This is a genomic window from Halobellus sp. MBLA0158, assembly GCF_041477585.1.
Taxonomy (GTDB): domain Archaea; phylum Halobacteriota; class Halobacteria; order Halobacteriales; family Haloferacaceae; genus Haloquadratum; species Haloquadratum rubicundus.
Genome location: NZ_JBGNYA010000001.1, coordinates 2830923 through 2847621, shown reverse-complemented (window position 1 = coordinate 2847621; position 16699 = coordinate 2830923). Strand labels below are relative to the sequence as shown.

Sequence of the window (16699 nt, the reverse complement as noted above, 5' to 3'; positions counted from 1 at the left end):
CACGGCTTGCAAACTTTTCGATTCAGTGATACTGGCGCGGCGATCTCGGGCGTCGCGAGAAGGGAAGATCCGATCGGCGGTCGGCTCAGTCGCCGAACATCTCGCGCATCATCGGGTGCATCTCCATCAGCTGCTCCTCGGCGATCTCTTCGTACAGTTTGTACGTGATAGAGACCGTAAGCAGCAGCCCCGTCCCGGAGACGCCGCCGATGGTGCCGAGCATATTCGCCAGCACGGCGAGCAGCCCGACGAGGGCACCGCCGATGACGGTCACCTGCGGGATGTACCGCTCCATCACCTTCTCGATCACCTGCGGGTTCCGGCGGAAGCCGGGGATCTGCATCCCCGAGTTCTGGATCTGCCGGGCCGTCGCTTCGGGACCCATTCCCGTCGTCTCGACCCAGAAGATCGCGAAGATCGCGCCGCCGATGATCATGAAGATCAGGTCGATCGCGACGCGCACGGCGATCGCCGCGGGCTCCTGGGAGGTGAACCCGAGGAACCACATCCAGTCCTGTCGGGACTGGATCGGCGCGAGATACCAGAACAGGCCGCCGGTGACCTGGCCCTGGGTGTACTGGCCGAGCCAGGCGGGCATCCCCGTCCACCAGTTGTTCAGGATCTGCCCGAGGAACTGGAGGTTCGCCTGCAGCGCGCGGACGAGGATCATCGGCAGGACGCTCGCGTAGATGAGCTTCACGGGGAAGCGTCCGCGGGCGCCCTTCACGTTCGCGTGCGAGAGGGGAATCTCGACGCGGACGCTCTCGGCGTAGACGACGATCGCGAAGATGAGGATCGTCGTGATGAGCGCGAGCAGTTGGCCCTGGCCGAGGAACAGATCCGAGAGCCCGCCGGCGGTGAGCGGCGAGCCGATCTCGACGGCGCCGGTGATGATGCCGACCCACGTCGGGAAGAAGCCGCTCTGGCCGCCGAGGCTCTGCCAGCTGAACAGCCCGGCGACGAGCTGCTGGCTGACGCCGGCGATGATGAACAGCCCGACGCCGCTCCCGACGCCCCACTTGCTCACGATCTCGTCCATAAATAGGATGAGGACGCCGCCGACGAACATCTGCGCGAAGATGATGCCTCGGACGCCGCCGGTGCCGATGCCGAGCGACTGCGCGAGCGTCTCGCTCGGGGGCAGGAAGTTGCCCGCGAACACCATCGGCAGCCCAGTGAGACAGATCATCACGACCACGAGCAGCTTCTGGAGGCCCTGGTAGAGCACCTGGTCCCGGGGGTCGTTGGTGTCGAGCCCCAGGAGGTCGGCTCCGCCGAGCAGCTGCAGAACGATGCTCGCGGTGACGATCGGCCCGATCCCCAGCTGGAGGATCGACCCCTGCGAGCCGGCGAGGATGCTACGGAACTGCCCGTAGAAGTCGCTGCCCGGACCGCCCGTCTGCAGTCCGAACATCGTGATGTTCGTCAGGAAGAAATACAGCACGAGGATCCCGGCGGTCCAGCCGAGCTTCCGGCGGAACGGGACGTGTCCTTCCGGACGCGCGACTGACGGCATCCGCGTCAGCACCGGTTCGGCGGCCTCCTTCCATCCCATAGATTACTCCTCTGCGTCTTCGTCGTCGCTTTCTTCTTCGGCTTCGGCCTCGGCGACGATCTCCTCGCCGAGCTCTGTGAGCTCGACGCTGCCGCCGGCGTCTTCGATGAGTTCGACGGCGCCGTCGGTGAAGGCGTCGGCGACGACGTGCAGCTCCTGGCGGACCTGCCCGCCGCCGAGCACCTTCACGAAGTCGGCGTCCTCGGCGTCGTCTGCGACGTCCCGAGCGTCGACGTGGTAGGCGTCGCCGTCCTTCTCGGCGAGGCCGTCGGCCGCGAGCAGCGCGGCGTCCTCGTCGATCTCGCGGACGTTCACTTCCGCGACCGTCCGCTGGGAGTCCTCGGGGCGCTTGAAGCCGTGTTTGCCGATCGGCTCGTAGTTGTGGAACTCGTGTTTGTCCCGCCCCGCGCGGCCGCGGCCGCCGCGGTGTCCGGCGCCGCGCCGGTTCTTGTGCGTGCCGCCGCCGTGGGTCCGGGAACCGCGCTGGCGTCGCTTCTTCGACGTCATCGCATCGCCTCCAGGAGTTCGTCGATCTCTTCGGTCTGATGCTTGCCGAGCTGACCGCCCTCGCTCGTCGGGTGCTTCTGGCCGCGGTGGCCGCCGCGCGGCGGGTGGAGCCGCAGCACGGGCGAGAGCCCCTGCTCTTTGAGGGTCGTCTCCTCGTCGACGAGCGCCTCCGCGAGCGCCTCGAAGGAGTCGTAGTCGGTGTTCTCGGACAGCCACGCCTCGTCGATGTCGGCGTCGCCGTGCTCGGGCTCCGCGCGCGTGCGGAGCACCGTCTCGACGGCGTCGACGCTCGGCTCGCCGTGAGCGACGAAGTCGTTGACCTTCGTGATCATTCCCCGGTACGTCTCGGTCTCGGGGACGAAGGTGCAGTGGTTCACGCGGTGGATGTTGAGCATCTTGAGCGTGTCGTGGACCGCCGTGCTCATATTGACTTCGCCGCGCAGTTGGACGACCGCCTGCATCACTCGTCCACCTCCGCTTCGGCCTGTTTGGCCGCGGCGCGTCGGGGCGTCCGCGACTGGGAGGCGTTCTTCAGCGCGTTGTAGGTCGCCTTCGCGAGGTTGACCGTCGTCCGCGTGTTCCCGTTCGAGCGGGTCCAGGCGTCCTGGACGCCCGCCAGTTCGAGGATGTTGCGGACGGTCTCGGCCGCGGCGAGCCCGAGCCCCTGCGGGGCGGGCATCACTTCGACCGTGACCGAGCCGGCCTTCCCCTCGGCCTTCCGGGTGAGGGAGTTGACGCCGCCGGCGGAGTCCTCCCACGAGCCGGAGCCGCGGTCGACCGAGATGATGTTCAGCTTCGCGACGTCGATCGCCTTCTGGATCGCCGAGCCGACCTGATCGTCGCGGGCCTCGGCGTAGCCGAGGTAGCCGTCGCGGTTCCCGATGGCGACGACACAGCGGAACTTCACCCGGCGACCGGAGTCGGTCATCCGCTGGACCATATTGATGTCCAGCACCTCGTCGTCCAGTCCGGGGAGGAGCTGGTCGACGAGCTCGGGTTCCTTCAGGGGCAGGCCCGTGTTGAGCGCCTGCTCCATCGAGGTGACGTCGCCGTCCTGTACCATTCGGCCGAGCCGCGTGCGCGGCGTCCAGCCGTCGTTGTTGCTTTGACTCATGCGTCCTCCTGCAGTCGTTCGAGCACGTCGTCGAAGTGCTCAGGGAGTTTCGTGGCGTCGAAGTCCCCCGAGTAGAGGGGCTCGTCGAGCTGCTCGGCGTACTCGGCGATGTGTTCGCCGCGGTTGCGCGACCAGTCGGCGAGCACCGACTCGTTGTGGGGGATCTCCAAGCCAGCGTCTATCGCTCCTTCCTGCACCGCGAACACCTTGTTGCCGGGCGTCGCGGTGTTCAGTCCGATGTCGAGGACGGCCTCGTCGAGGCCGGCCTCGACGGCGCGCGTCCCGGCGAGGAAGCCCGTGAGGTACGCGCTGGGGAGATTGCCCGTGGGGGCCTCCCAGCCGTACGCTTCCAGGTCCTCGGAGGACGCGGCCGCGTGCGTTTCGTCGCCGTCGGGTCCGGGGGTGATCAGCTGCGCCCTGATGTGGTTGTTGCTCACGCGAGCAACGAGGCGGGGCTTGCCCGATTTCAGCAGGCGCAACCTCTGGTGGTAGTCCGTCCGGACCTCGCGCCGACGTCGCATCGGCACCTTGTAGCGTGGTCCTGTTGCCATTATTCTATCTCCACGTCGTAGTTGTTTCTGATGTACGCTTCGAGCCGCGCCACGTCCTCGAACTCGCCACCCGACGCCTTGTTGTACACTTCGCGGTACTGCGTCGGATTGAGCGGGCCGTCGTCGCGCAGTTCCTTCAGGCGACGACGCTGAGCGCGGATGCGGCTGACCCATTCGTCTTTCGAGTTCTTCCGGCCGCCGGCCTTCCCCTTGCGGGAGCCGGGGCCCTTGCGGTGGCCGTAGGCGCGCTTCTCTGCGCGCTCGCGGGCGCGACCCTTGGAGTTGCCCTTCGCGTCCTTGGCGCGAATGGTCCCCTGGTCGACCAGGTCGCGGATGTCCTCGCGGGTGATGGCCTCCGCGATCTCGGCCTGTTCGTCGGGATCGAACCAGACGCGGTCCTTACCGACGTCGAGGACGTCGGCGGCCATACGCTTCTGTGATTTCAGGTCCGTCATTCTTCGACCTCCACTTCGACGTAGGTCGGATTGAGGACGCGGATCTCGCGGTCCTCGGCTTCCTCTTCGATCTGTTCGCGTTTGCGCGCGCCGACCTTCGAGGCGATGCGGACGGCCTGGGTGTCGCCGTCGACGCCTTCGAGGTCGTCGACGTTGTGGACGCGGACCTCCTCGAAGCCCGAGGGGTGGAGTCCGCGGGCGGCCTTCGGCGAGCGGAAGCCCGCCTCGACCATATCGCCCTTGCCCTTGATGCCGCGGCGCTGCTTCGAGAGGTTGCCGCGGGGCTTGCGCCACGATTCGGGCACGCGCTTCTTCGCGTGGTACTTCTGCCGACGGAACGCCGGCTTGCCCTCGCGGTGCTTCTGGCCGAGCGCGCGCGCCGTCTCCTCGTCGAGGTCGGGCGTCTTGTCGGCGTGGCCGCGGGGGCGGAGTTCGGTCTCGACGTCCTCGTCGGCTTCCTCCTCCTCGCTTTCGTCTTCGACTTCGGCCTCGGTCTCCTCGGAGACTTCGAGTCCGCCCACGTCCGCCTTGATGCGGGCCGCGAGCGCGTTGCCGACGCCGTCGACGTCGGCGAGTTCGGACTGGCTGGCCGCCTTCACGTCGTCGACCGACTCGTAGCCGGCCTCGCGCAGCGCGTCCGCCTTCGAGGGGCCGACGCCGCTGATGTCTTCGAGCGACTCGATCGCGTCTTCGGTCTCGGATTCAGCGTCGACGTCTTCGTCTTCTGCCATCGCTTAGGCACCTCCGGTCTGGGGTTTCTGCGTGATGTAGACGCCGTCCTGGAAGACGCGCGTGTCCTTGTCGTTCACGCGAGTGAGCTGTTCGATGTCGGCGGCGGTCTGCCCGACGTCCTCTTTCGAGGGGCCCGTCAGGGTGACCGTCTCGCCGTCGACCTGTACCTCCGTGTCTCCGCGGATGGGCGTCCGTCGCTCGGCGCGCTCGCCGAGGAAGTTCTCGATGACGACCTCGTCGCCCTCGACGTTGACCTGCATCGGGAAGTGGGCGTAGTAGACTTCCATCTCGTACTCCCAGCCTTCGGTGACCCCGTGGATCATGTTCGACACGTGGCTCTCGAAGGTCCCGACGGTCGCGTTCGTCTTGGCGTCCTCCTCCTCGGAGGCGATGACGACGTGGCCGTCCTCGACGCTGACGCTGACGGAGGGGTACCAGAGCGTCCGCGTGACGCTCCCGTTCGGCCCCTCGACCGTCAGATCGAGATTGGACACCTCAGCGGAGACCTCGTCCGGAATTTCGATTTCTACTCTGGTCATTGTCTCAGTACACGTAGGCGATTACTTGGCCACCGATGCCCTGATCGCGGGCGTCGTAGTGGCTCATCACGCCGTGGCTCGTCGTGACGATGAGCGTCCCGTAGTCGCGGGCGGGGAGGTATCGCTTCTCCCACTTCTCGAACTCGTCTGCGCCCGCCGAGTAGCGGGGCTTGACGGCGCCACATTCGTTGATCGCGCCGTTCAGTTCGACCTCGAACAGGCCGGCCTTGCCGTCGTCGACGAACTCGAAGCCGTCGATGTACCCGCGGTCGTAGAAGACCTCGAGGACGGAGCCGATGACGTTCGAGGCGGGCTGTATCTCGTGCGACAGGTGGCCCACGCTCTCGGCGTTGTCGACGCCGGCGAGCGCGTCGGCCAGTGGATCGTTTCCTGCCATAATTATCGGTACTTCTTGAATCCCATATCGCGGGCGACCTCGCGGAAGCACTGGCGGCACAGGTAGATCTCGTACTTGCCGACGAGACCCTGATTGCGGCCGCAGCGGCGGCACTCGTGGGTCTGTCCCGTGCGCCGGCTCGCGTGCTCGCCCGTCTGTTCTGTCTCTGATTCGCTCATTTGGTGACCTCCACGTCGAAGGCGTCTTCGAGGAACGCGATGGCGTCCTCGGGCGTCAGGCGGTGCGACTCCGGAATCGAGCGCGACGCCTTGTCGCGCTTCGAGACGCGGTAGCCCGGACGGACGAGGTTGACCGTCACGTCCAGCCCGTAGATCCCGATCTGGGGATCGTACTCCTGGGACGGGAACTCGGTGTGTTCCTCGACGCCGAAGCTGAAGTTGCCGGTGTCGTCGAACTGCCGCTCGTTCAGGTCCGCGATCGGAAGCGCCGTCTCCAGGAACTCGTGTGCGCGGTCGCCACGGAGGGTGACCTTCGCGCCGACCGGGTCCCCGGTGCGGGCGCCGAACTGCGTCGCGGCGCGCGTGGCCGTCGTGCGGACGGCCTCCTGGCCGGCGATCTCTTCGAGGATCTCCTCGGCGTTCGCGAGCTCGCGACCGCCCTCGCCGACGCCCATGTGGACGACGACCTTCTCGATGCGCGGCTCGCGCATCTCGTGGAACTCGGCCTCGCTGTCGGCTTCGCTGCTCATTCGTCGTCACCTCCGGCGTCGGCTTCGTCGTCCTCGACGTCGTCCGATTCGTCCGGTTCGTCGGCCGACTCGGCCTCGTCGTCCTCGACGAAGTTCTCGTCGATCACGACGACGTAGTCCTCGATCGTCTCGAAGGTCGCGTCGCTGCCGTCGACGATGACGGTGTTGTCGCCGCTGCCGGCGGTGACGGTGATCTCCTCGACCGTGCCGATCTCGCCGGAGTGGCTGCCGTCGACAGCGGTGACCAGCGCGCCCTCCTCGTAGGGGAAGTGCGCGACGATCTCCTTGTCCTCGTTGCCGACGACGAGCGAGTCCTTCGTGCTGTACTCGCTGGCGTCGTCGACGCGGACGTTCGAGCCGTCGTGGAGCGTCAGCTGGGTCGCGCCGCCCGCGACCTCCTGCTTGCTCACGATCTTGCCGAGGCGGCTGCCCGCCGCGCCGGCGTCGATCGGCGTCAGCGCGAGCCGACCGCCCTCGTCGGGGAAGACCCGGTAGTACTCTTCGCGCTCGGTGAACGCGAGGATGTCGAACATCCCCACCGGGCGCTCCTCGTCGGAGACGGCGTCGCCGTTGATCAGGACCGTGCCCTGATTCAGCGCGTAGCGCGCCTCCTTCCTCGAGTCGGCGTAGCCGAGCACGTCCCGCAGGATGACGAGCAGGGGGACCCCCGCCTCGCCGTGCGGACCCGCGCCGGCCTTGACCGTGAACGTCTGGGTCTTCCGCTCGACCGGCCAGGCGTTCGGTGCCGACAGTCGCTTCTGGTGTCGCGTCATTCGTTGTCCTCCGTGAGTCGCGCCTCGCGGCGGTCGTCTTCCAGGTCCAGTTCGGTCACGCGGAGGTTCGAGGCGTCGAGCGGACGAGGCACTTCCTCGCCGTCGGCCTTCTCGACCGTCACGTCCTCGACGTAGACGGCCATCTCCCGGAGGTCCACCTCGACGACTTCGCCTTCCGTGCCGGCGTAGTCGCCGCGGAGCACCTCGACGGTGTCGCCCGCGTTGACGCGAACGTTGCGCTGGCCGTACTCCTCGCGGAGGTCGTCGGCCAGCGTCGAGCGGACCTGGTCCTGCCGCTCGTGTAGGGGCGCGTTCTGCGTCCGTGTTCGCTGTTTGCGTGGTTGCTTTGTCATGCTGTGCTCACCTCAAACGATCATCGTCGCCGTCGAGGCGATGCTCCCGAAGCGCTCGGCCACTTCGCGCGCGATGGGACCCTTGATCTCGGTCCCGCGAGGCTCCTCCATCTCGTCGATGATGACGGCGGCGTTGTCCTCGAACTTCACGCGCGTCCCGTCCGGCCGGCGGATCGGCTTCCGCTGGCGGACGATGACGGCCTCGAGCACCTGGCGGCGCATCTCGGGCGTCCCCTTGGTCACCGAGACGGTGACCTGGTCGCCGATGCCCGCCTTGGGGTGTCGGTTCTTGGTTCCTGAGTAGCCCTTCACGCTGATGACCTTCAGCTGGCGCGCGCCAGTGTTGTCGGCGCACGTGATGAGCGAGCCCCGTTCGAGGCCTTTCGTGACGTCGGCTTTCAGCGCCTCCATCACTCCTCACCTCCGAGGGTCTCGACCACGACGTGAGCCTTGGTCTTCGACAGCGGTCGGGTCTCTGCGATGCGCACCGTGTCGCCCTCCTCGAGCTCGACGCACGGGGGTGCGTGAGCCGGAATGCGACTACGCCGCTTCATGTAGCGGTCGTACTTGGGAACGTGAACGTCGTATTCACGCTCCACGATGACGGTTTTCTCCATGTCGGTGGAGGCGACCGTGCCTTCGAGCGTCTGTCCGCGCACGGAAAGTGTCCCGTGGAACGGACAGTTCTCGTCGGAGCAGGCCTCCTCCGGTGCTTCTACGTTCAGTCCTATCGCCATAGTGTGTCACCTGCCTTCTCGGTCCGCAAGGCGGGTCGTGAGAGCAGACGTGTGCCATCCACCGTAACGTAGGCCGCACCCTCGCAACGGCCAGACTGACCGGCATCGAATCCGCCGGCAGTATCCGACCGAAGTTCGGACGCGGTCCCCGACGCCTTCGCAGCGTCGGCGGCTTCATCTGTGCGTTCGCGTTCGTCTCCGCGTTCGTGTTCGTCGCTTCCGCGTCCCCGCGCGTCGCGCCCTCCGGACGGGTCGTCCGAGGCGGCGTCGGACGCGGGAAGCTCGAACTCCAGGATCGAGCCCTGCTTCGGCACCTGCTTCACCCGGGCCGACGCCGCGGCCGCGCTCTCGGCGGCCTCGGCATCGGCGTCGCAGTCGCTGACGTCGACGTGCAGGGTCTGCATCGTCTCGACGACGACGCGGCCGCAGATCCCGACGAGGTCGGGGTTGGGCGCGTCGACGACGGCCACGCGGAGGCCGTTGAGCTCGTGTCGCGTCAGCGTCTCGGGTGTCAGTGCCATTGGGTTCTTACTCGTCGTCGAGGTCGCCTTCTTCCTGCTGGATCGTCTTGATCCGCGCGATCGTCTTCTTCAGCTCGCTGACGCGGCCCGGGTTCTCCGGGGCGCCGCCGGCGGCCTGGACGGCCCGCGTGTTGAGCAGCTCCGTCTCGAGCTCTTCGAGCTCGGCTTCGCGCTCGGCGGGCGTCATGTCGCGGATCTCTTCGGTGTAGAGGATCGCCATTATTCCTCAGCCTCCTCGTCCGCGTCGGCCTCGTCGGCCTCTTCCATCTCGTCGAGGAGCTCCTCGGCTTCCGCCTCGACGTCCTCGTCGAGTTCGTCGAGCTCCTCCTCGACGTCCGATTCGGTCGGGACCTCGACGTCCTCGTCTTCTTCGGACTCGGTCTCGTCGATGACCTCCTCGACGACTTCCTCGTCGATGACCTCTTCGGGCTCCTCGTCGGGGATCTCGACGTCCTCGTCGGCCTCGCCGACGTCGGGGACCTCCTCGGGTTCCTCTTCGAGGAGCGCCTCGACGCCTTCGCTCTCGGCGACCTGCTCGACGGGCTCGACGTCGACGTCCTCGTGGATCTCGAAGTCGTCGGGCAGCTCTGCGCCCGGCGGGATGATCTTCACGGTCACGCCGATCGTGCCGAGCTTCATCACGGCGACGCCCTGGCCCTCGTCGACGATCTCCTGGGCGGGCTCGCCGTTGTGCTTGATGTAGCCGCGGTTGAACTTCTCCACGCGCGAGCGGGCGCCCGTGACCTTGCCGCTCAGGACGATCTCGGCGCCGAGGGCGCCGGATTCCATAATGCGGTCGATCGTCGTGTGGCCCGCCTTGCGGAAGTACCAGCCGCGCTCTAAGGCGTTGGCGAGGCGGTCCGCGACGATGCGGGCGTTCAGGTCCGGTTCGTCGACCTCCTGGACGTCGATCTGGGGGTCGTCGAGGTCGAACCGCTCTTCGAGTTCGCGAGTGACCTTGCGGATGTTCTTGCCGCCCTTGCCGATGACCATCCCGGGCTTTTCGGCCTTCAGGACGATCTGGGTCCCCATCGGGGTCTTCGCGACGTCCATCCCGCCGTAGCCGGCGCGGCCGAGCTCTTCGGCGAAGAACTCGTCGATCTGCGAGCGCTGCAGTCCGTCCTCGATGAACTGGTGTTCGTCCGCCATTAGGCTTCGACCTCCTCGGGTTCCTCGATGATGAGTTCGACGTCGCACTCGACCGTGTTCCAGGGGTCGGCGCTACCGAACGCTCGGGGCTTGCGGCCCTGGCGCTCGCCGACCTTGTGGGGCGCGACGTGCTTGATGACCATCGAACGGCCGTCGAACCCCTGCTCGTCCGCGTTCGACGCGACGTTGTGCAGGAGTTCGAGGAACGCCTTCGAGGCCTTCTCGGGGTAGCGGCCCGCGTCCCAGCCGTCGATGTCGGAGCGGTGTCCGACGCCGGAGTTGTGCTGGCGGAACGGGACCGACTGCTTCTCGTCGACGACGTCTTCGAGGTAGTCCTCGGCGTCTTCGACGGTCATCCCCTTGATCTCGCGGGCGATGGCCTTGCTGTGCTTCAGGCTGATGGGCCGCTCGCGGAGCATCCCCTTGGCGGTGGTCTCCGGGTCGGCCTCGACGCTGTAGTTGATACCCATGGTTTATTTGAGCGGCACGAACTTCGAGGACCGGGTCGCGCCGATGCCGGCCTGCCCGTGTTCGACCGACGTCCGGGTCAGCTGGAACTCGCCCAGGTAGTGCCCGATCATCTCGGGCTCGACGCGGACGCGCTCGAAGGACTGCCCGGTGTACACCTCGAACGTCTTCTCGACGAACTCGGGCAGGACGGGCATGTCGCGGAGGTGCGTCCGGATCGGGTCGTTGGCCGTCTCCTGAACGCCGGCCTCGCGGGCCTCCTCCAGCAGCTTCTCCTGCTGGACGGAGAGTCCTCGTTCGATGGTTCGCCGCTGTCGAGCGGGGAGCAGTTCCGCGACCTCTTCGAGCGACATCTCCTGCAGCTCGTCGAGCGTGTAGCCGCGGTAGGTGAACTCACCCTCGCGGCCGGTGCGGTATTCCGAACTCATTAGTTGTCCTTGCCTCCTTTGCCGCCTCGACCGGTCCGCTTCGAGGCGATGTCACCGACCTTCCGTCCCGGCGGGGCGTCCCGCGAGACGGACTTCGGCTGTCCGGGGTGCTGGCGGCCGCCGCCACCGAACGGGTGATCGACGGCGTTCATCGCGACCCCGCGGACGCGCGGCCACTTGATGCCGCGCGCTTTCATCTTGTGGTGCTTCTTGCCCGCCTTCACGAACGGCTTTTCCGTCCGACCGCCGCCGGCGACGACGCCGACGGTGGCGCGGCACTGCGGGTTCAGCCGCTTTACCTCTCCGGAGGGGAGCTGGACGACCGCGACCTTGCGGTCGTGTGTGAGCAGCTGGGCGCTCGTCCCGGACGCGCGGGCGAACTTCCCGCCGTCGCCGGGCTGGCGCTCGACGTTACAGACGGGGACCCCCTCGGGGATCTCCGCCAGCGGGAGCGTGTTCCCGGGCTTGATCTCCGCGCTCACGCCGACCTGGATCGTGTCGCCGACGGCGACGCCCTCGGGCGCGAGGATGAGGCGCTGGTCCCCGTCCTCGAACTCGACGGCGACGACCGGCGCGCTGCGGGCGGGGTCGTGTTCGATGTCGACGACCGTCCCGGAGACGGTGTCGTCCGATTCGGCCTTCTTGTGCGAGAGTTCGGCCTTGTAGCGGTGCGAGGGCGCCCGGAAGGTGGACGTCCCGCGACCGCGACGCTGGCCCTGAATTCGTCGTCCCATTCTCAGAACACCCCGATTCGCGAGGCGACTTCCTGCGCGTCGTCGTCTTCGCTCAGCTGTACGGTCGCCTTCTTCTGGCCGCGCGGCGTCACCTGCGTGTTGACCTTCGTGACCGACACGTCGTAGCGCGACTCGATCTCCTCGACGATCTCGGGCTTTTCGGCGTCGAGATCGACGATGAACTGGAGCTTGTTGTCGAAGTCCATCTCGTCCATCGCCTTCTCGGTGACGAGCGGGTGGTCGATGAGCGAGCTCATCGGTCGGCCACCTCCTCGATCGCGCTCTCGGTGAAGAGCGTCAGTCGGCCCGCCTGCGTGCCGGGCGCGAGGTCCTCGGCGCTGACGTTGTCGGCGGTGACCACGTCGGCGCCGGCGAGGTTCCGCGCCGCCTTCGAGGGTTCGTCGCTCGTGACGAAGAGGATCGACTTCGGTCGGGTGTACTTCCGACCCCGGGTCTTGCCGCGACCCGCCTTCACCTTCTTGTTCTCATCGGAGCGCTCGATGTCCGCGTGGACGCCGAGCGTCTCCAGGAGGTCGACGACCTCGCGGGTCTTCACCAGATCCTCGAAGTCGTCGGAGACGACGAGCGGGAGTTCGACGCCGTCGTCGAACGCGTGACCGCGCTCGCGGACGATCTCTTCGTCCGCGGTGGCGGCGATCGCCGATCGGACGGCGAGCTTCCGCTCCTTGTCGTTGATGTCCTTGCCCTGGTCTTTCTCTGCCTTCGGCGGGTGCGCCTTACGACCCTTGACCGTGTGCGGGACGCGCCGCGCGCGCCCGTTCTCGCGGGGCACGTGCGCCATCCCGCGGCCGCTGCCGAACGATTCGGCGGGAGTTCGGAGCCCCGCGTAGGGGTCGGCACCGTACGCCTGTTTTCGGTTCGCCTGCGCGGCGACGACGGCGCGCTCGATGAGGTCCGGACGGTACGGGGTCTCGAAGACCTCGGGGAGGTCGAGCGTGCCGGCGTCGTCGCCGTTCAGGTCGCGAATTGTTGCCTGCATTGTTTAGCCCTGGTTCGATTCGGTCGAGACGTAGCGCACCTCGGGGTCGAGGCGCGGCTGGTCCTTCGGTCGGACGGCCGGTCGGAACCGCAGGAGGCGCTTGTCGGGGCCCGGGAGCGAGCCCTTGACCAGCGCGTACGGTCCGTCGACCTCGCCGTAGCCGACGAAGCCGCCGTCGACGCTCGGTTCGTCGCCCTCACCGATGTCGATGAGGCGCTTGTTCAGTTCGGTCCGCTGGTGGTAGCCCGTCTGGCCCTGCTGGGGGACGGTCGAGCGCACGCGCGAGGGGTTCCACGGGCCGAGGTTGCCGATCCGGCGCCGCCAGCCCTGGCGGGCGTGCTTGCCCTTCCGCTTCTGGACGCCCCAGCGCTTGACGGGGCCCTGGGTGCCCTTGCCCTTCGTGACGCCGGCGACGTCGAGGTACTCGCCGGAACGGAAGACGTCCGACATCTCGTGTTCGCCGCCGTCTTCGAGGAGCTCAAGCGCGAAGTCGACGCGCTCGTCGACCGAGCCGCCGCCCACGCGGGTCTCCATCACGTCGGGCTTCTTCTTGGGGACGTTCTGCATCCCTGCGGGGACGGTGTGGGTGATGAGCCGGACGTCGTCGACGTCGCCCGCCTCGACGGCGGACCGAAGGTCGTCGGCGTCGGACTCGAAGGTGTCCTCGTTCGGGAGGTCGAGGACGCGGTCGAGGTCCTCGTCGAACTCACCGGCCCACACTTCCGTCAGGGGCTTTGCACCGTACGGCGTGTCTTCGTAGGCTCGAAGGGCGACGGCGCGCATCGGCGGCGTCTCGACGACGGTCACCGGGACGGCCTCTTCCATCCCTTCGCGGGGGGAGTTGGCCTCGTCGTTGACCATCATCACCTGGGTCATCCCGGCCTTGTAGCCGGCGAAGCCCTGGAGTCCGGGCGCGCCCTCGTCGTCGGGCCACGACCGGATACGTGGGACTTCCTTGGCCGCACGCTTGCGCGGGCTGAAGCCCATCGAACCTTTTCGTGGTCTGCTTGGTTGTGGCATATGATCACTCCGTGAGTGTCAGGGACGCGAGCGAGGCGAACATCGCTTCTTCGGTTCGCACGGTCTCGCTGCCCTGTCGCGGAATCGTATTCAGCCAGAGGTCGAACCCCGGACCGTCTGCGGGTTCGACCGGACCCTCGGCGTCTATATCGACCCCGAGGATCTCCGGAAGCCCACGGCCGGGCGACCCGAACGCGACCGTCGCGCCCTCGCGCTCGATGCGCGAGGCGAGCTGCGGCAGCCACGTCGTGGTCAGCGCCTCCCCGAAGCGAGACGTCGCGATGGCGACGCCCGCGTCGGGGCGGCCGAGCGCTTCCTCGAGGTCCGTACGGGACACGTCGAAGCCCGGAAGGGGCTCGTCGACGATCCGCGCACGGACCGGTTCTCGCGAAGAGATCCTGATGGCGACGCGCTCTCCCTCCCGCACCTCCATTCCCGGAGGCACGTGGAGCGAGATCGGGTGTTGCAGTTCGCAATTGACCCGGACGCGGCCGTCAGGTCCGACCTCGGTCACGATTCCCTGTGTTAACGACCCCGAACCGTCTGATTCGGAGCCGGTCGTAGACGGGACGCGGAGGGGCGGCAGCACGCCGGCGTACTCGAGTTCGTCGCGTCGCCCCCACAGATCCTTTCGGAGATGTGGTGGCGTGGCGGCGTATCGCAGCACCGTTTCGACGAACTCGCCCCCGAACCGCCGTTCGCCTTCCCGGTCGGGGAAGACATCCAGGCGGTCGGCCCGGAACACCGTCGCCGCGCGGGCGACGTAGCCGAGTTTGCGAGTCGCCTCGCGTTTGTCCTCGGCTTCCCGGACCAGCGAGGACGGCACGAGTACCGTCAGCGTCATACCGGTCCCTTCAGCGTCACGTCTAGACTGTACCAGCGATACCGGAGGGGAGCCTAAAAGAGTAGCGAAAGCTCGCGGGGCGTGTGAGGCCGTCTCACCCGCGTTGGCGGCCGTTTCGTGGCCCCACGTCCCGTGGTATTCGGCCCCACGCCATCGCCCGATTTCCCTCCGATTCGCAAGTCTTATTTATCAATCTCACCTCGCTTGGGATGCAGACGAACGCACCACGCGCTGGTAGTGTAGTGGTATCACGTGACCTTGCCATGGTCACAACCTGGGTTCAAATCCCAGCCAGCGCACTTCCACCTTTTTGCTGCGTCGGGTTCGCTTCGCGAACCCCTCCTTGCAAAAATCTGGACCAAAAAGGAGCGCGGGGCTCGCTCCGCTCGCCCCGCGTACAACTGCTTCGACTAGATCGAATTTTGCATTCCCGGGGGCTGATTACGGACAAGACTGTGAGTAAGATTGCTCTGGGAAACGCTTTTCCTCCCCATCTTTATCAGACTTCCAGAGAACTACGGCATATATGATGCTTCGTGAGGAGTTGGTCGAATACGCGGAACGCTCCTCCAATCTCATTGAGGACTCGCCGCAGATGGACGAAGAGAATACCAAGCGGAAGGTCATAGAACCGCTGATCGAAACTCTCGGTTGGGATATTCTCTCTTCGGATGTCGAACTTGAGTATTCTGTGCAGATGGGATCCGGGACGAAGAAAGTCGATTACGCACTCAAACTCGAAGGAGCGCCAGTCGTGTTCGTTGAGGCGAAGGGATGTGATACACCTCTTGATCAAAGCCACGAAAATCAGTTGAAAAGTTATATGCGACAGGTCGGCGTTGACTGGGGACTGCTCTCGAACGGTCGCCAGTTCGAGATATTCCGTCGTGATATCTCCAGTACTAGACCGAACGAAATCTCTCTTGCAGCATTCGGTATCGAGACCGTACCGAACAATGAACATCCTCTCAAAGCACTCTCGCACGACTCGATCGCTTCGGGTGAATCTCGACAAATTGCCAAGAAGATTGAGGCAGTACAAGAGGCCGTACAATCACTTCGAGAGAACAAAGAAACGCTCGCGGAGGATGTAACACGTGTAGTAACGAACGTCGCGGGCAATTCGGTCTCACAATTGGTCGAGGACCAGGCGAAGAATTTCGTAGATAATCTGATCGATTCGTTGGAGGAACAGACTCATCGGGAGGCTGTGACAGCTTCCAGAGACTCGGGTGGGAACCAGAACAAGAGGCGAGAAGATAGAAAGTACGTCATCCGATTTCTACGAAACGGAGATGAAATTCAGCGGGTGAACGGTGATGTACAATCGGAAGTCGTCGCTTCCGCCGTTGAGTACCTTATACAAGAAGAGGAATTGACTGACGAAATTGATATTCCGTATATCCCCGGAACTGGACGAGGGAACCGGGCCTTGATCAATCACAGGCCTGAGCATCCGAATGGGAATAATATGAAGGGATCTAAGCCGATAGCGGGTGATTTCTACTTGCTCACACATATGAGTTCAGACGACAAAATACGATATACGATGGAACTCGCCGATAAGGTCGGGATCGAGCCCGAATTCATCGGTGAGTGGTGAATGTGTACTTGGGTTCAACAACCCCGTTTAAACTCTAGGGACCGTAATACGCGCGATTTGCATCCGATATCTGCTTGTATCGACCCTCAAAACGGGTTCTCGATGTCGGTCTCGTCGAGCCGCCTCGCGCCGTCCCGAACCGCCGCCTCGACGGCCTCTTGGTCGGTCATCAGGAAGCAGTTGTAGTCGGGGACGCTCCGCTGCATTACCGACTCCTTGAAGATGTTCTCCGGGTGTTCGGTGTACTTCCTGACCGCGACCACGAACTCCCCGGGAACCTCGACGACCACGAGGGCGTAGCCGTGGTTCGAGAGGAACGAGCGCAGCGTGTCGAACTCCCCGGGCGGCACCTCGAAGCGGTACTGGTGATTGTTGTAGTACCGTCGCAGCCGATCGAACACCGCCTCCTGCTCGAAGTAGTGTTTGAACACGTACCGGTCGTCGACCCGGAAGGCGTTGACCCGCTCTTCGTTAGCCCGCCGGAACGACGCCATTGTGTGATGTGTCGTT

At 65.7% G+C, this 16699-nt stretch carries 27 protein-coding genes and 1 tRNA gene; 2 read left to right on the top strand and 26 right to left on the bottom strand.

Annotation, left to right across the window (positions count from 1 at the left end; all coding sequences use genetic code 11):
- Positions 1 to 85: 85 nt before the first annotated feature.
- Genes secY through OS889_RS14365 form a run of 25 tightly spaced genes read right to left on the bottom strand, consistent with a single transcriptional unit; the run spans position 86 to position 14586 of the window.
- A complete protein-coding gene (gene secY / locus OS889_RS14485) occupies positions 86 to 1555 on the bottom strand; it encodes a preprotein translocase subunit SecY (RefSeq protein WP_372390949.1) in 1470 nt (489 codons plus the stop codon).
- Between the two features lie 3 nt (positions 1556 to 1558).
- Positions 1559 to 2062, bottom strand: a complete 504-nt coding sequence (locus tag OS889_RS14480; RefSeq protein ID WP_372390947.1) for an uL15m family ribosomal protein — start codon at positions 2060 to 2062, stop codon at positions 1559 to 1561.
- Entirely contained in the window at positions 2059 to 2523 is a 465-nt protein-coding gene (locus tag OS889_RS14475) for a 50S ribosomal protein L30 (protein WP_372390945.1), read from the bottom strand. The genes OS889_RS14480 and OS889_RS14475 overlap by 4 nt, the downstream gene beginning before the upstream one ends.
- Positions 2523 to 3176, bottom strand: coding sequence for a 30S ribosomal protein S5 (locus tag OS889_RS14470; RefSeq protein WP_372390943.1), 654 nt, complete (start codon positions 3174 to 3176; stop codon positions 2523 to 2525). Before OS889_RS14470 ends, OS889_RS14475 begins: the two co-directional genes overlap by 1 nt.
- Positions 3173 to 3727, bottom strand: a complete 555-nt coding sequence (locus OS889_RS14465; RefSeq protein WP_372390941.1) for a 50S ribosomal protein L18 — start codon at positions 3725 to 3727, stop codon at positions 3173 to 3175. Before OS889_RS14465 ends, OS889_RS14470 begins: the two co-directional genes overlap by 4 nt.
- Positions 3727 to 4182: a 50S ribosomal protein L19e gene (locus OS889_RS14460; RefSeq protein ID WP_372390939.1), complete on the bottom strand. Its 456-nt coding sequence runs from the start codon at positions 4180 to 4182 to the stop codon at positions 3727 to 3729. The genes OS889_RS14465 and OS889_RS14460 overlap by 1 nt, the downstream gene beginning before the upstream one ends.
- On the bottom strand, positions 4179 to 4913 hold the full coding sequence (locus tag OS889_RS14455; RefSeq protein WP_372390937.1) for a 50S ribosomal protein L32e: 735 nt from the start codon (positions 4911 to 4913) through the stop codon (positions 4179 to 4181). Before OS889_RS14455 ends, OS889_RS14460 begins: the two co-directional genes overlap by 4 nt.
- 3 nt (positions 4914 to 4916) lie before the next feature.
- Positions 4917 to 5453, bottom strand: coding sequence for a 50S ribosomal protein L6 (locus OS889_RS14450; protein WP_372390934.1), 537 nt, complete (start codon positions 5451 to 5453; stop codon positions 4917 to 4919).
- A 4-nt stretch (positions 5454 to 5457) separates the two neighbouring features.
- The gene (locus OS889_RS14445) at positions 5458 to 5850 is read right to left on the bottom strand and encodes a 30S ribosomal protein S8 (protein ID WP_372390932.1); all 393 of its coding nucleotides are present in this window, start codon (positions 5848 to 5850) and stop codon (positions 5458 to 5460) included.
- 2 nt (positions 5851 to 5852) lie between these two features.
- Positions 5853 to 6029 carry a 30S ribosomal protein S14 gene (locus OS889_RS14440; RefSeq protein ID WP_372390930.1) on the bottom strand — a complete coding sequence of 59 codons (177 nt, stop codon included), beginning with the start codon at positions 6027 to 6029 and terminating at the stop codon, positions 5853 to 5855.
- The gene (locus OS889_RS14435) at positions 6026 to 6559 is read right to left on the bottom strand and encodes a 50S ribosomal protein L5 (protein ID WP_372390928.1); all 534 of its coding nucleotides are present in this window, start codon (positions 6557 to 6559) and stop codon (positions 6026 to 6028) included. The genes OS889_RS14440 and OS889_RS14435 overlap by 4 nt, the downstream gene beginning before the upstream one ends.
- Entirely contained in the window at positions 6556 to 7332 is a 777-nt protein-coding gene (locus OS889_RS14430; RefSeq protein WP_372390926.1) for a 30S ribosomal protein S4e, read from the bottom strand. The genes OS889_RS14435 and OS889_RS14430 overlap by 4 nt, the downstream gene beginning before the upstream one ends.
- A complete protein-coding gene (rplX, locus tag OS889_RS14425; protein ID WP_372390923.1) occupies positions 7329 to 7685 on the bottom strand; it encodes a 50S ribosomal protein L24 in 357 nt (118 codons plus the stop codon). Before rplX ends, OS889_RS14430 begins: the two co-directional genes overlap by 4 nt.
- Positions 7686 to 7697: 12 nt before the next feature.
- A complete protein-coding gene (locus tag OS889_RS14420) occupies positions 7698 to 8096 on the bottom strand; it encodes a 50S ribosomal protein L14 (protein WP_372390921.1) in 399 nt (132 codons plus the stop codon).
- Entirely contained in the window at positions 8096 to 8422 is a 327-nt protein-coding gene (locus OS889_RS14415) for a 30S ribosomal protein S17 (protein WP_372390919.1), read from the bottom strand. Before OS889_RS14415 ends, OS889_RS14420 begins: the two co-directional genes overlap by 1 nt.
- Entirely contained in the window at positions 8413 to 8943 is a 531-nt protein-coding gene (locus OS889_RS14410; RefSeq protein ID WP_372390918.1) for a ribonuclease P protein component 1, read from the bottom strand. The genes OS889_RS14415 and OS889_RS14410 overlap by 10 nt, the downstream gene beginning before the upstream one ends.
- A gap of 7 nt (positions 8944 to 8950) precedes the next feature.
- Complete coding sequence (rpmC, locus tag OS889_RS14405; RefSeq protein ID WP_372390917.1) at positions 8951 to 9163, bottom strand: 50S ribosomal protein L29; 213 nt, start codon at positions 9161 to 9163, stop codon at positions 8951 to 8953.
- Positions 9163 to 10092, bottom strand: coding sequence for a 30S ribosomal protein S3 (locus OS889_RS14400; RefSeq protein ID WP_372390916.1), 930 nt, complete (start codon positions 10090 to 10092; stop codon positions 9163 to 9165). The genes rpmC and OS889_RS14400 overlap by 1 nt, the downstream gene beginning before the upstream one ends.
- Positions 10092 to 10562, bottom strand: a complete 471-nt coding sequence (locus OS889_RS14395; protein WP_372390915.1) for a 50S ribosomal protein L22 — start codon at positions 10560 to 10562, stop codon at positions 10092 to 10094. The genes OS889_RS14400 and OS889_RS14395 overlap by 1 nt, the downstream gene beginning before the upstream one ends.
- Before the next feature lie 3 nt (positions 10563 to 10565).
- Complete coding sequence (locus OS889_RS14390; RefSeq protein WP_372390913.1) at positions 10566 to 10988, bottom strand: 30S ribosomal protein S19; 423 nt, start codon at positions 10986 to 10988, stop codon at positions 10566 to 10568.
- Positions 10988 to 11722, bottom strand: coding sequence for a 50S ribosomal protein L2 (locus OS889_RS14385; RefSeq protein ID WP_372390911.1), 735 nt, complete (start codon positions 11720 to 11722; stop codon positions 10988 to 10990). The genes OS889_RS14390 and OS889_RS14385 overlap by 1 nt, the downstream gene beginning before the upstream one ends.
- 2 nt (positions 11723 to 11724) lie before the next feature.
- Positions 11725 to 11979, bottom strand: coding sequence for a 50S ribosomal protein L23 (locus OS889_RS14380; RefSeq protein WP_372390909.1), 255 nt, complete (start codon positions 11977 to 11979; stop codon positions 11725 to 11727).
- Positions 11976 to 12722 (bottom strand): 50S ribosomal protein L4, encoded by a 747-nt coding sequence (rpl4p, locus tag OS889_RS14375; protein ID WP_372390907.1) that lies wholly within the window; start codon positions 12720 to 12722, stop codon positions 11976 to 11978. Before rpl4p ends, OS889_RS14380 begins: the two co-directional genes overlap by 4 nt.
- Positions 12723 to 12725: 3 nt before the next feature.
- A complete protein-coding gene (locus OS889_RS14370) occupies positions 12726 to 13742 on the bottom strand; it encodes a 50S ribosomal protein L3 (protein WP_372390905.1) in 1017 nt (338 codons plus the stop codon).
- Positions 13743 to 13746: 4 nt separating this feature from the next.
- On the bottom strand, positions 13747 to 14586 hold the full coding sequence (locus OS889_RS14365; protein ID WP_372390903.1) for a putative RNA uridine N3 methyltransferase: 840 nt from the start codon (positions 14584 to 14586) through the stop codon (positions 13747 to 13749).
- A 228-nt stretch (positions 14587 to 14814) separates the two neighbouring features.
- Between OS889_RS14365 and OS889_RS14360 the strand changes: the two genes are divergently transcribed.
- Both OS889_RS14360 and OS889_RS14355 read left to right on the top strand, forming a co-directional pair.
- A tRNA-Gly gene (locus tag OS889_RS14360) sits at positions 14815 to 14885 on the top strand.
- 227 nt (positions 14886 to 15112) lie between these two features.
- Positions 15113 to 16189, top strand: a complete 1077-nt coding sequence (locus tag OS889_RS14355) for a type I restriction enzyme HsdR N-terminal domain-containing protein (RefSeq protein ID WP_372390901.1) — start codon at positions 15113 to 15115, stop codon at positions 16187 to 16189.
- 86 nt (positions 16190 to 16275) lie between these two features.
- Here OS889_RS14355 and OS889_RS14350 read toward each other — a convergent pair whose 3' ends face one another.
- The gene (locus OS889_RS14350; protein WP_372390899.1) at positions 16276 to 16683 is read right to left on the bottom strand and encodes a hypothetical protein; all 408 of its coding nucleotides are present in this window, start codon (positions 16681 to 16683) and stop codon (positions 16276 to 16278) included.
- Positions 16684 to 16699: the final 16 nt, after the last annotated feature.

Excerpts from the sequence above, each read along its gene's own strand:
- OS889_RS14395 (WP_372390915.1), bottom strand. The coding sequence starts at position 10,562 with ATGGGTATCAACTACAGCGTCGAGGCCGACCCGGAGACCACCGCCAAG.
- OS889_RS14410 (WP_372390918.1), bottom strand. The coding sequence starts at position 8,943 with ATGGCACTGACACCCGAGACGCTGACGCGACACGAGCTCAACGGCCTC.
- rplX (WP_372390923.1), bottom strand. The coding sequence starts at position 7,685 with ATGACAAAGCAACCACGCAAACAGCGAACACGGACGCAGAACGCGCCC.
- OS889_RS14470 (WP_372390943.1), bottom strand. The coding sequence starts at position 3,176 with ATGAGTCAAAGCAACAACGACGGCTGGACGCCGCGCACGCGGCTCGGC.
- OS889_RS14435 (WP_372390928.1), bottom strand. The coding sequence starts at position 6,559 with ATGAGCAGCGAAGCCGACAGCGAGGCCGAGTTCCACGAGATGCGCGAG.
- OS889_RS14480 (WP_372390947.1), bottom strand. The coding sequence starts at position 2,062 with ATGACGTCGAAGAAGCGACGCCAGCGCGGTTCCCGGACCCACGGCGGC.
- OS889_RS14475 (WP_372390945.1), bottom strand. The coding sequence starts at position 2,523 with ATGCAGGCGGTCGTCCAACTGCGCGGCGAAGTCAATATGAGCACGGCG.
- OS889_RS14420 (WP_372390921.1), bottom strand. The coding sequence starts at position 8,096 with ATGGAGGCGCTGAAAGCCGACGTCACGAAAGGCCTCGAACGGGGCTCG.
- OS889_RS14380 (WP_372390909.1), bottom strand. The coding sequence starts at position 11,979 with ATGAGCTCGCTCATCGACCACCCGCTCGTCACCGAGAAGGCGATGGAC.
- rpl4p (WP_372390907.1), bottom strand. The coding sequence starts at position 12,722 with ATGCAGGCAACAATTCGCGACCTGAACGGCGACGACGCCGGCACGCTC.
- rpmC (WP_372390917.1), bottom strand. The coding sequence starts at position 9,163 with ATGGCGATCCTCTACACCGAAGAGATCCGCGACATGACGCCCGCCGAG.
- OS889_RS14440 (WP_372390930.1), bottom strand. The coding sequence starts at position 6,029 with ATGAGCGAATCAGAGACAGAACAGACGGGCGAGCACGCGAGCCGGCGC.
- OS889_RS14370 (WP_372390905.1), bottom strand. The coding sequence starts at position 13,742 with ATGCCACAACCAAGCAGACCACGAAAAGGTTCGATGGGCTTCAGCCCG.
- OS889_RS14450 (WP_372390934.1), bottom strand. The coding sequence starts at position 5,453 with ATGACCAGAGTAGAAATCGAAATTCCGGACGAGGTCTCCGCTGAGGTG.
- OS889_RS14460 (WP_372390939.1), bottom strand. The coding sequence starts at position 4,182 with ATGACGGACCTGAAATCACAGAAGCGTATGGCCGCCGACGTCCTCGAC.
- OS889_RS14445 (WP_372390932.1), bottom strand. The coding sequence starts at position 5,850 with ATGGCAGGAAACGATCCACTGGCCGACGCGCTCGCCGGCGTCGACAAC.
- OS889_RS14430 (WP_372390926.1), bottom strand. The coding sequence starts at position 7,332 with ATGACGCGACACCAGAAGCGACTGTCGGCACCGAACGCCTGGCCGGTC.
- OS889_RS14385 (WP_372390911.1), bottom strand. The coding sequence starts at position 11,722 with ATGGGACGACGAATTCAGGGCCAGCGTCGCGGTCGCGGGACGTCCACC.
- OS889_RS14365 (WP_372390903.1), bottom strand. The coding sequence starts at position 14,586 with ATGACGCTGACGGTACTCGTGCCGTCCTCGCTGGTCCGGGAAGCCGAG.
- OS889_RS14390 (WP_372390913.1), bottom strand. The coding sequence starts at position 10,988 with ATGAGTTCGGAATACCGCACCGGCCGCGAGGGTGAGTTCACCTACCGC.
- OS889_RS14355 (WP_372390901.1), top strand. The coding sequence starts at position 15,113 with ATGATGCTTCGTGAGGAGTTGGTCGAATACGCGGAACGCTCCTCCAAT.
- OS889_RS14350 (WP_372390899.1), bottom strand. The coding sequence starts at position 16,683 with ATGGCGTCGTTCCGGCGGGCTAACGAAGAGCGGGTCAACGCCTTCCGG.
- OS889_RS14455 (WP_372390937.1), bottom strand. The coding sequence starts at position 4,913 with ATGGCAGAAGACGAAGACGTCGACGCTGAATCCGAGACCGAAGACGCG.
- OS889_RS14400 (WP_372390916.1), bottom strand. The coding sequence starts at position 10,092 with ATGGCGGACGAACACCAGTTCATCGAGGACGGACTGCAGCGCTCGCAG.
- secY (WP_372390949.1), bottom strand. The coding sequence starts at position 1,555 with ATGGGATGGAAGGAGGCCGCCGAACCGGTGCTGACGCGGATGCCGTCA.
- OS889_RS14465 (WP_372390941.1), bottom strand. The coding sequence starts at position 3,727 with ATGGCAACAGGACCACGCTACAAGGTGCCGATGCGACGTCGGCGCGAG.
- OS889_RS14415 (WP_372390919.1), bottom strand. The coding sequence starts at position 8,422 with ATGGCGATAGGACTGAACGTAGAAGCACCGGAGGAGGCCTGCTCCGAC.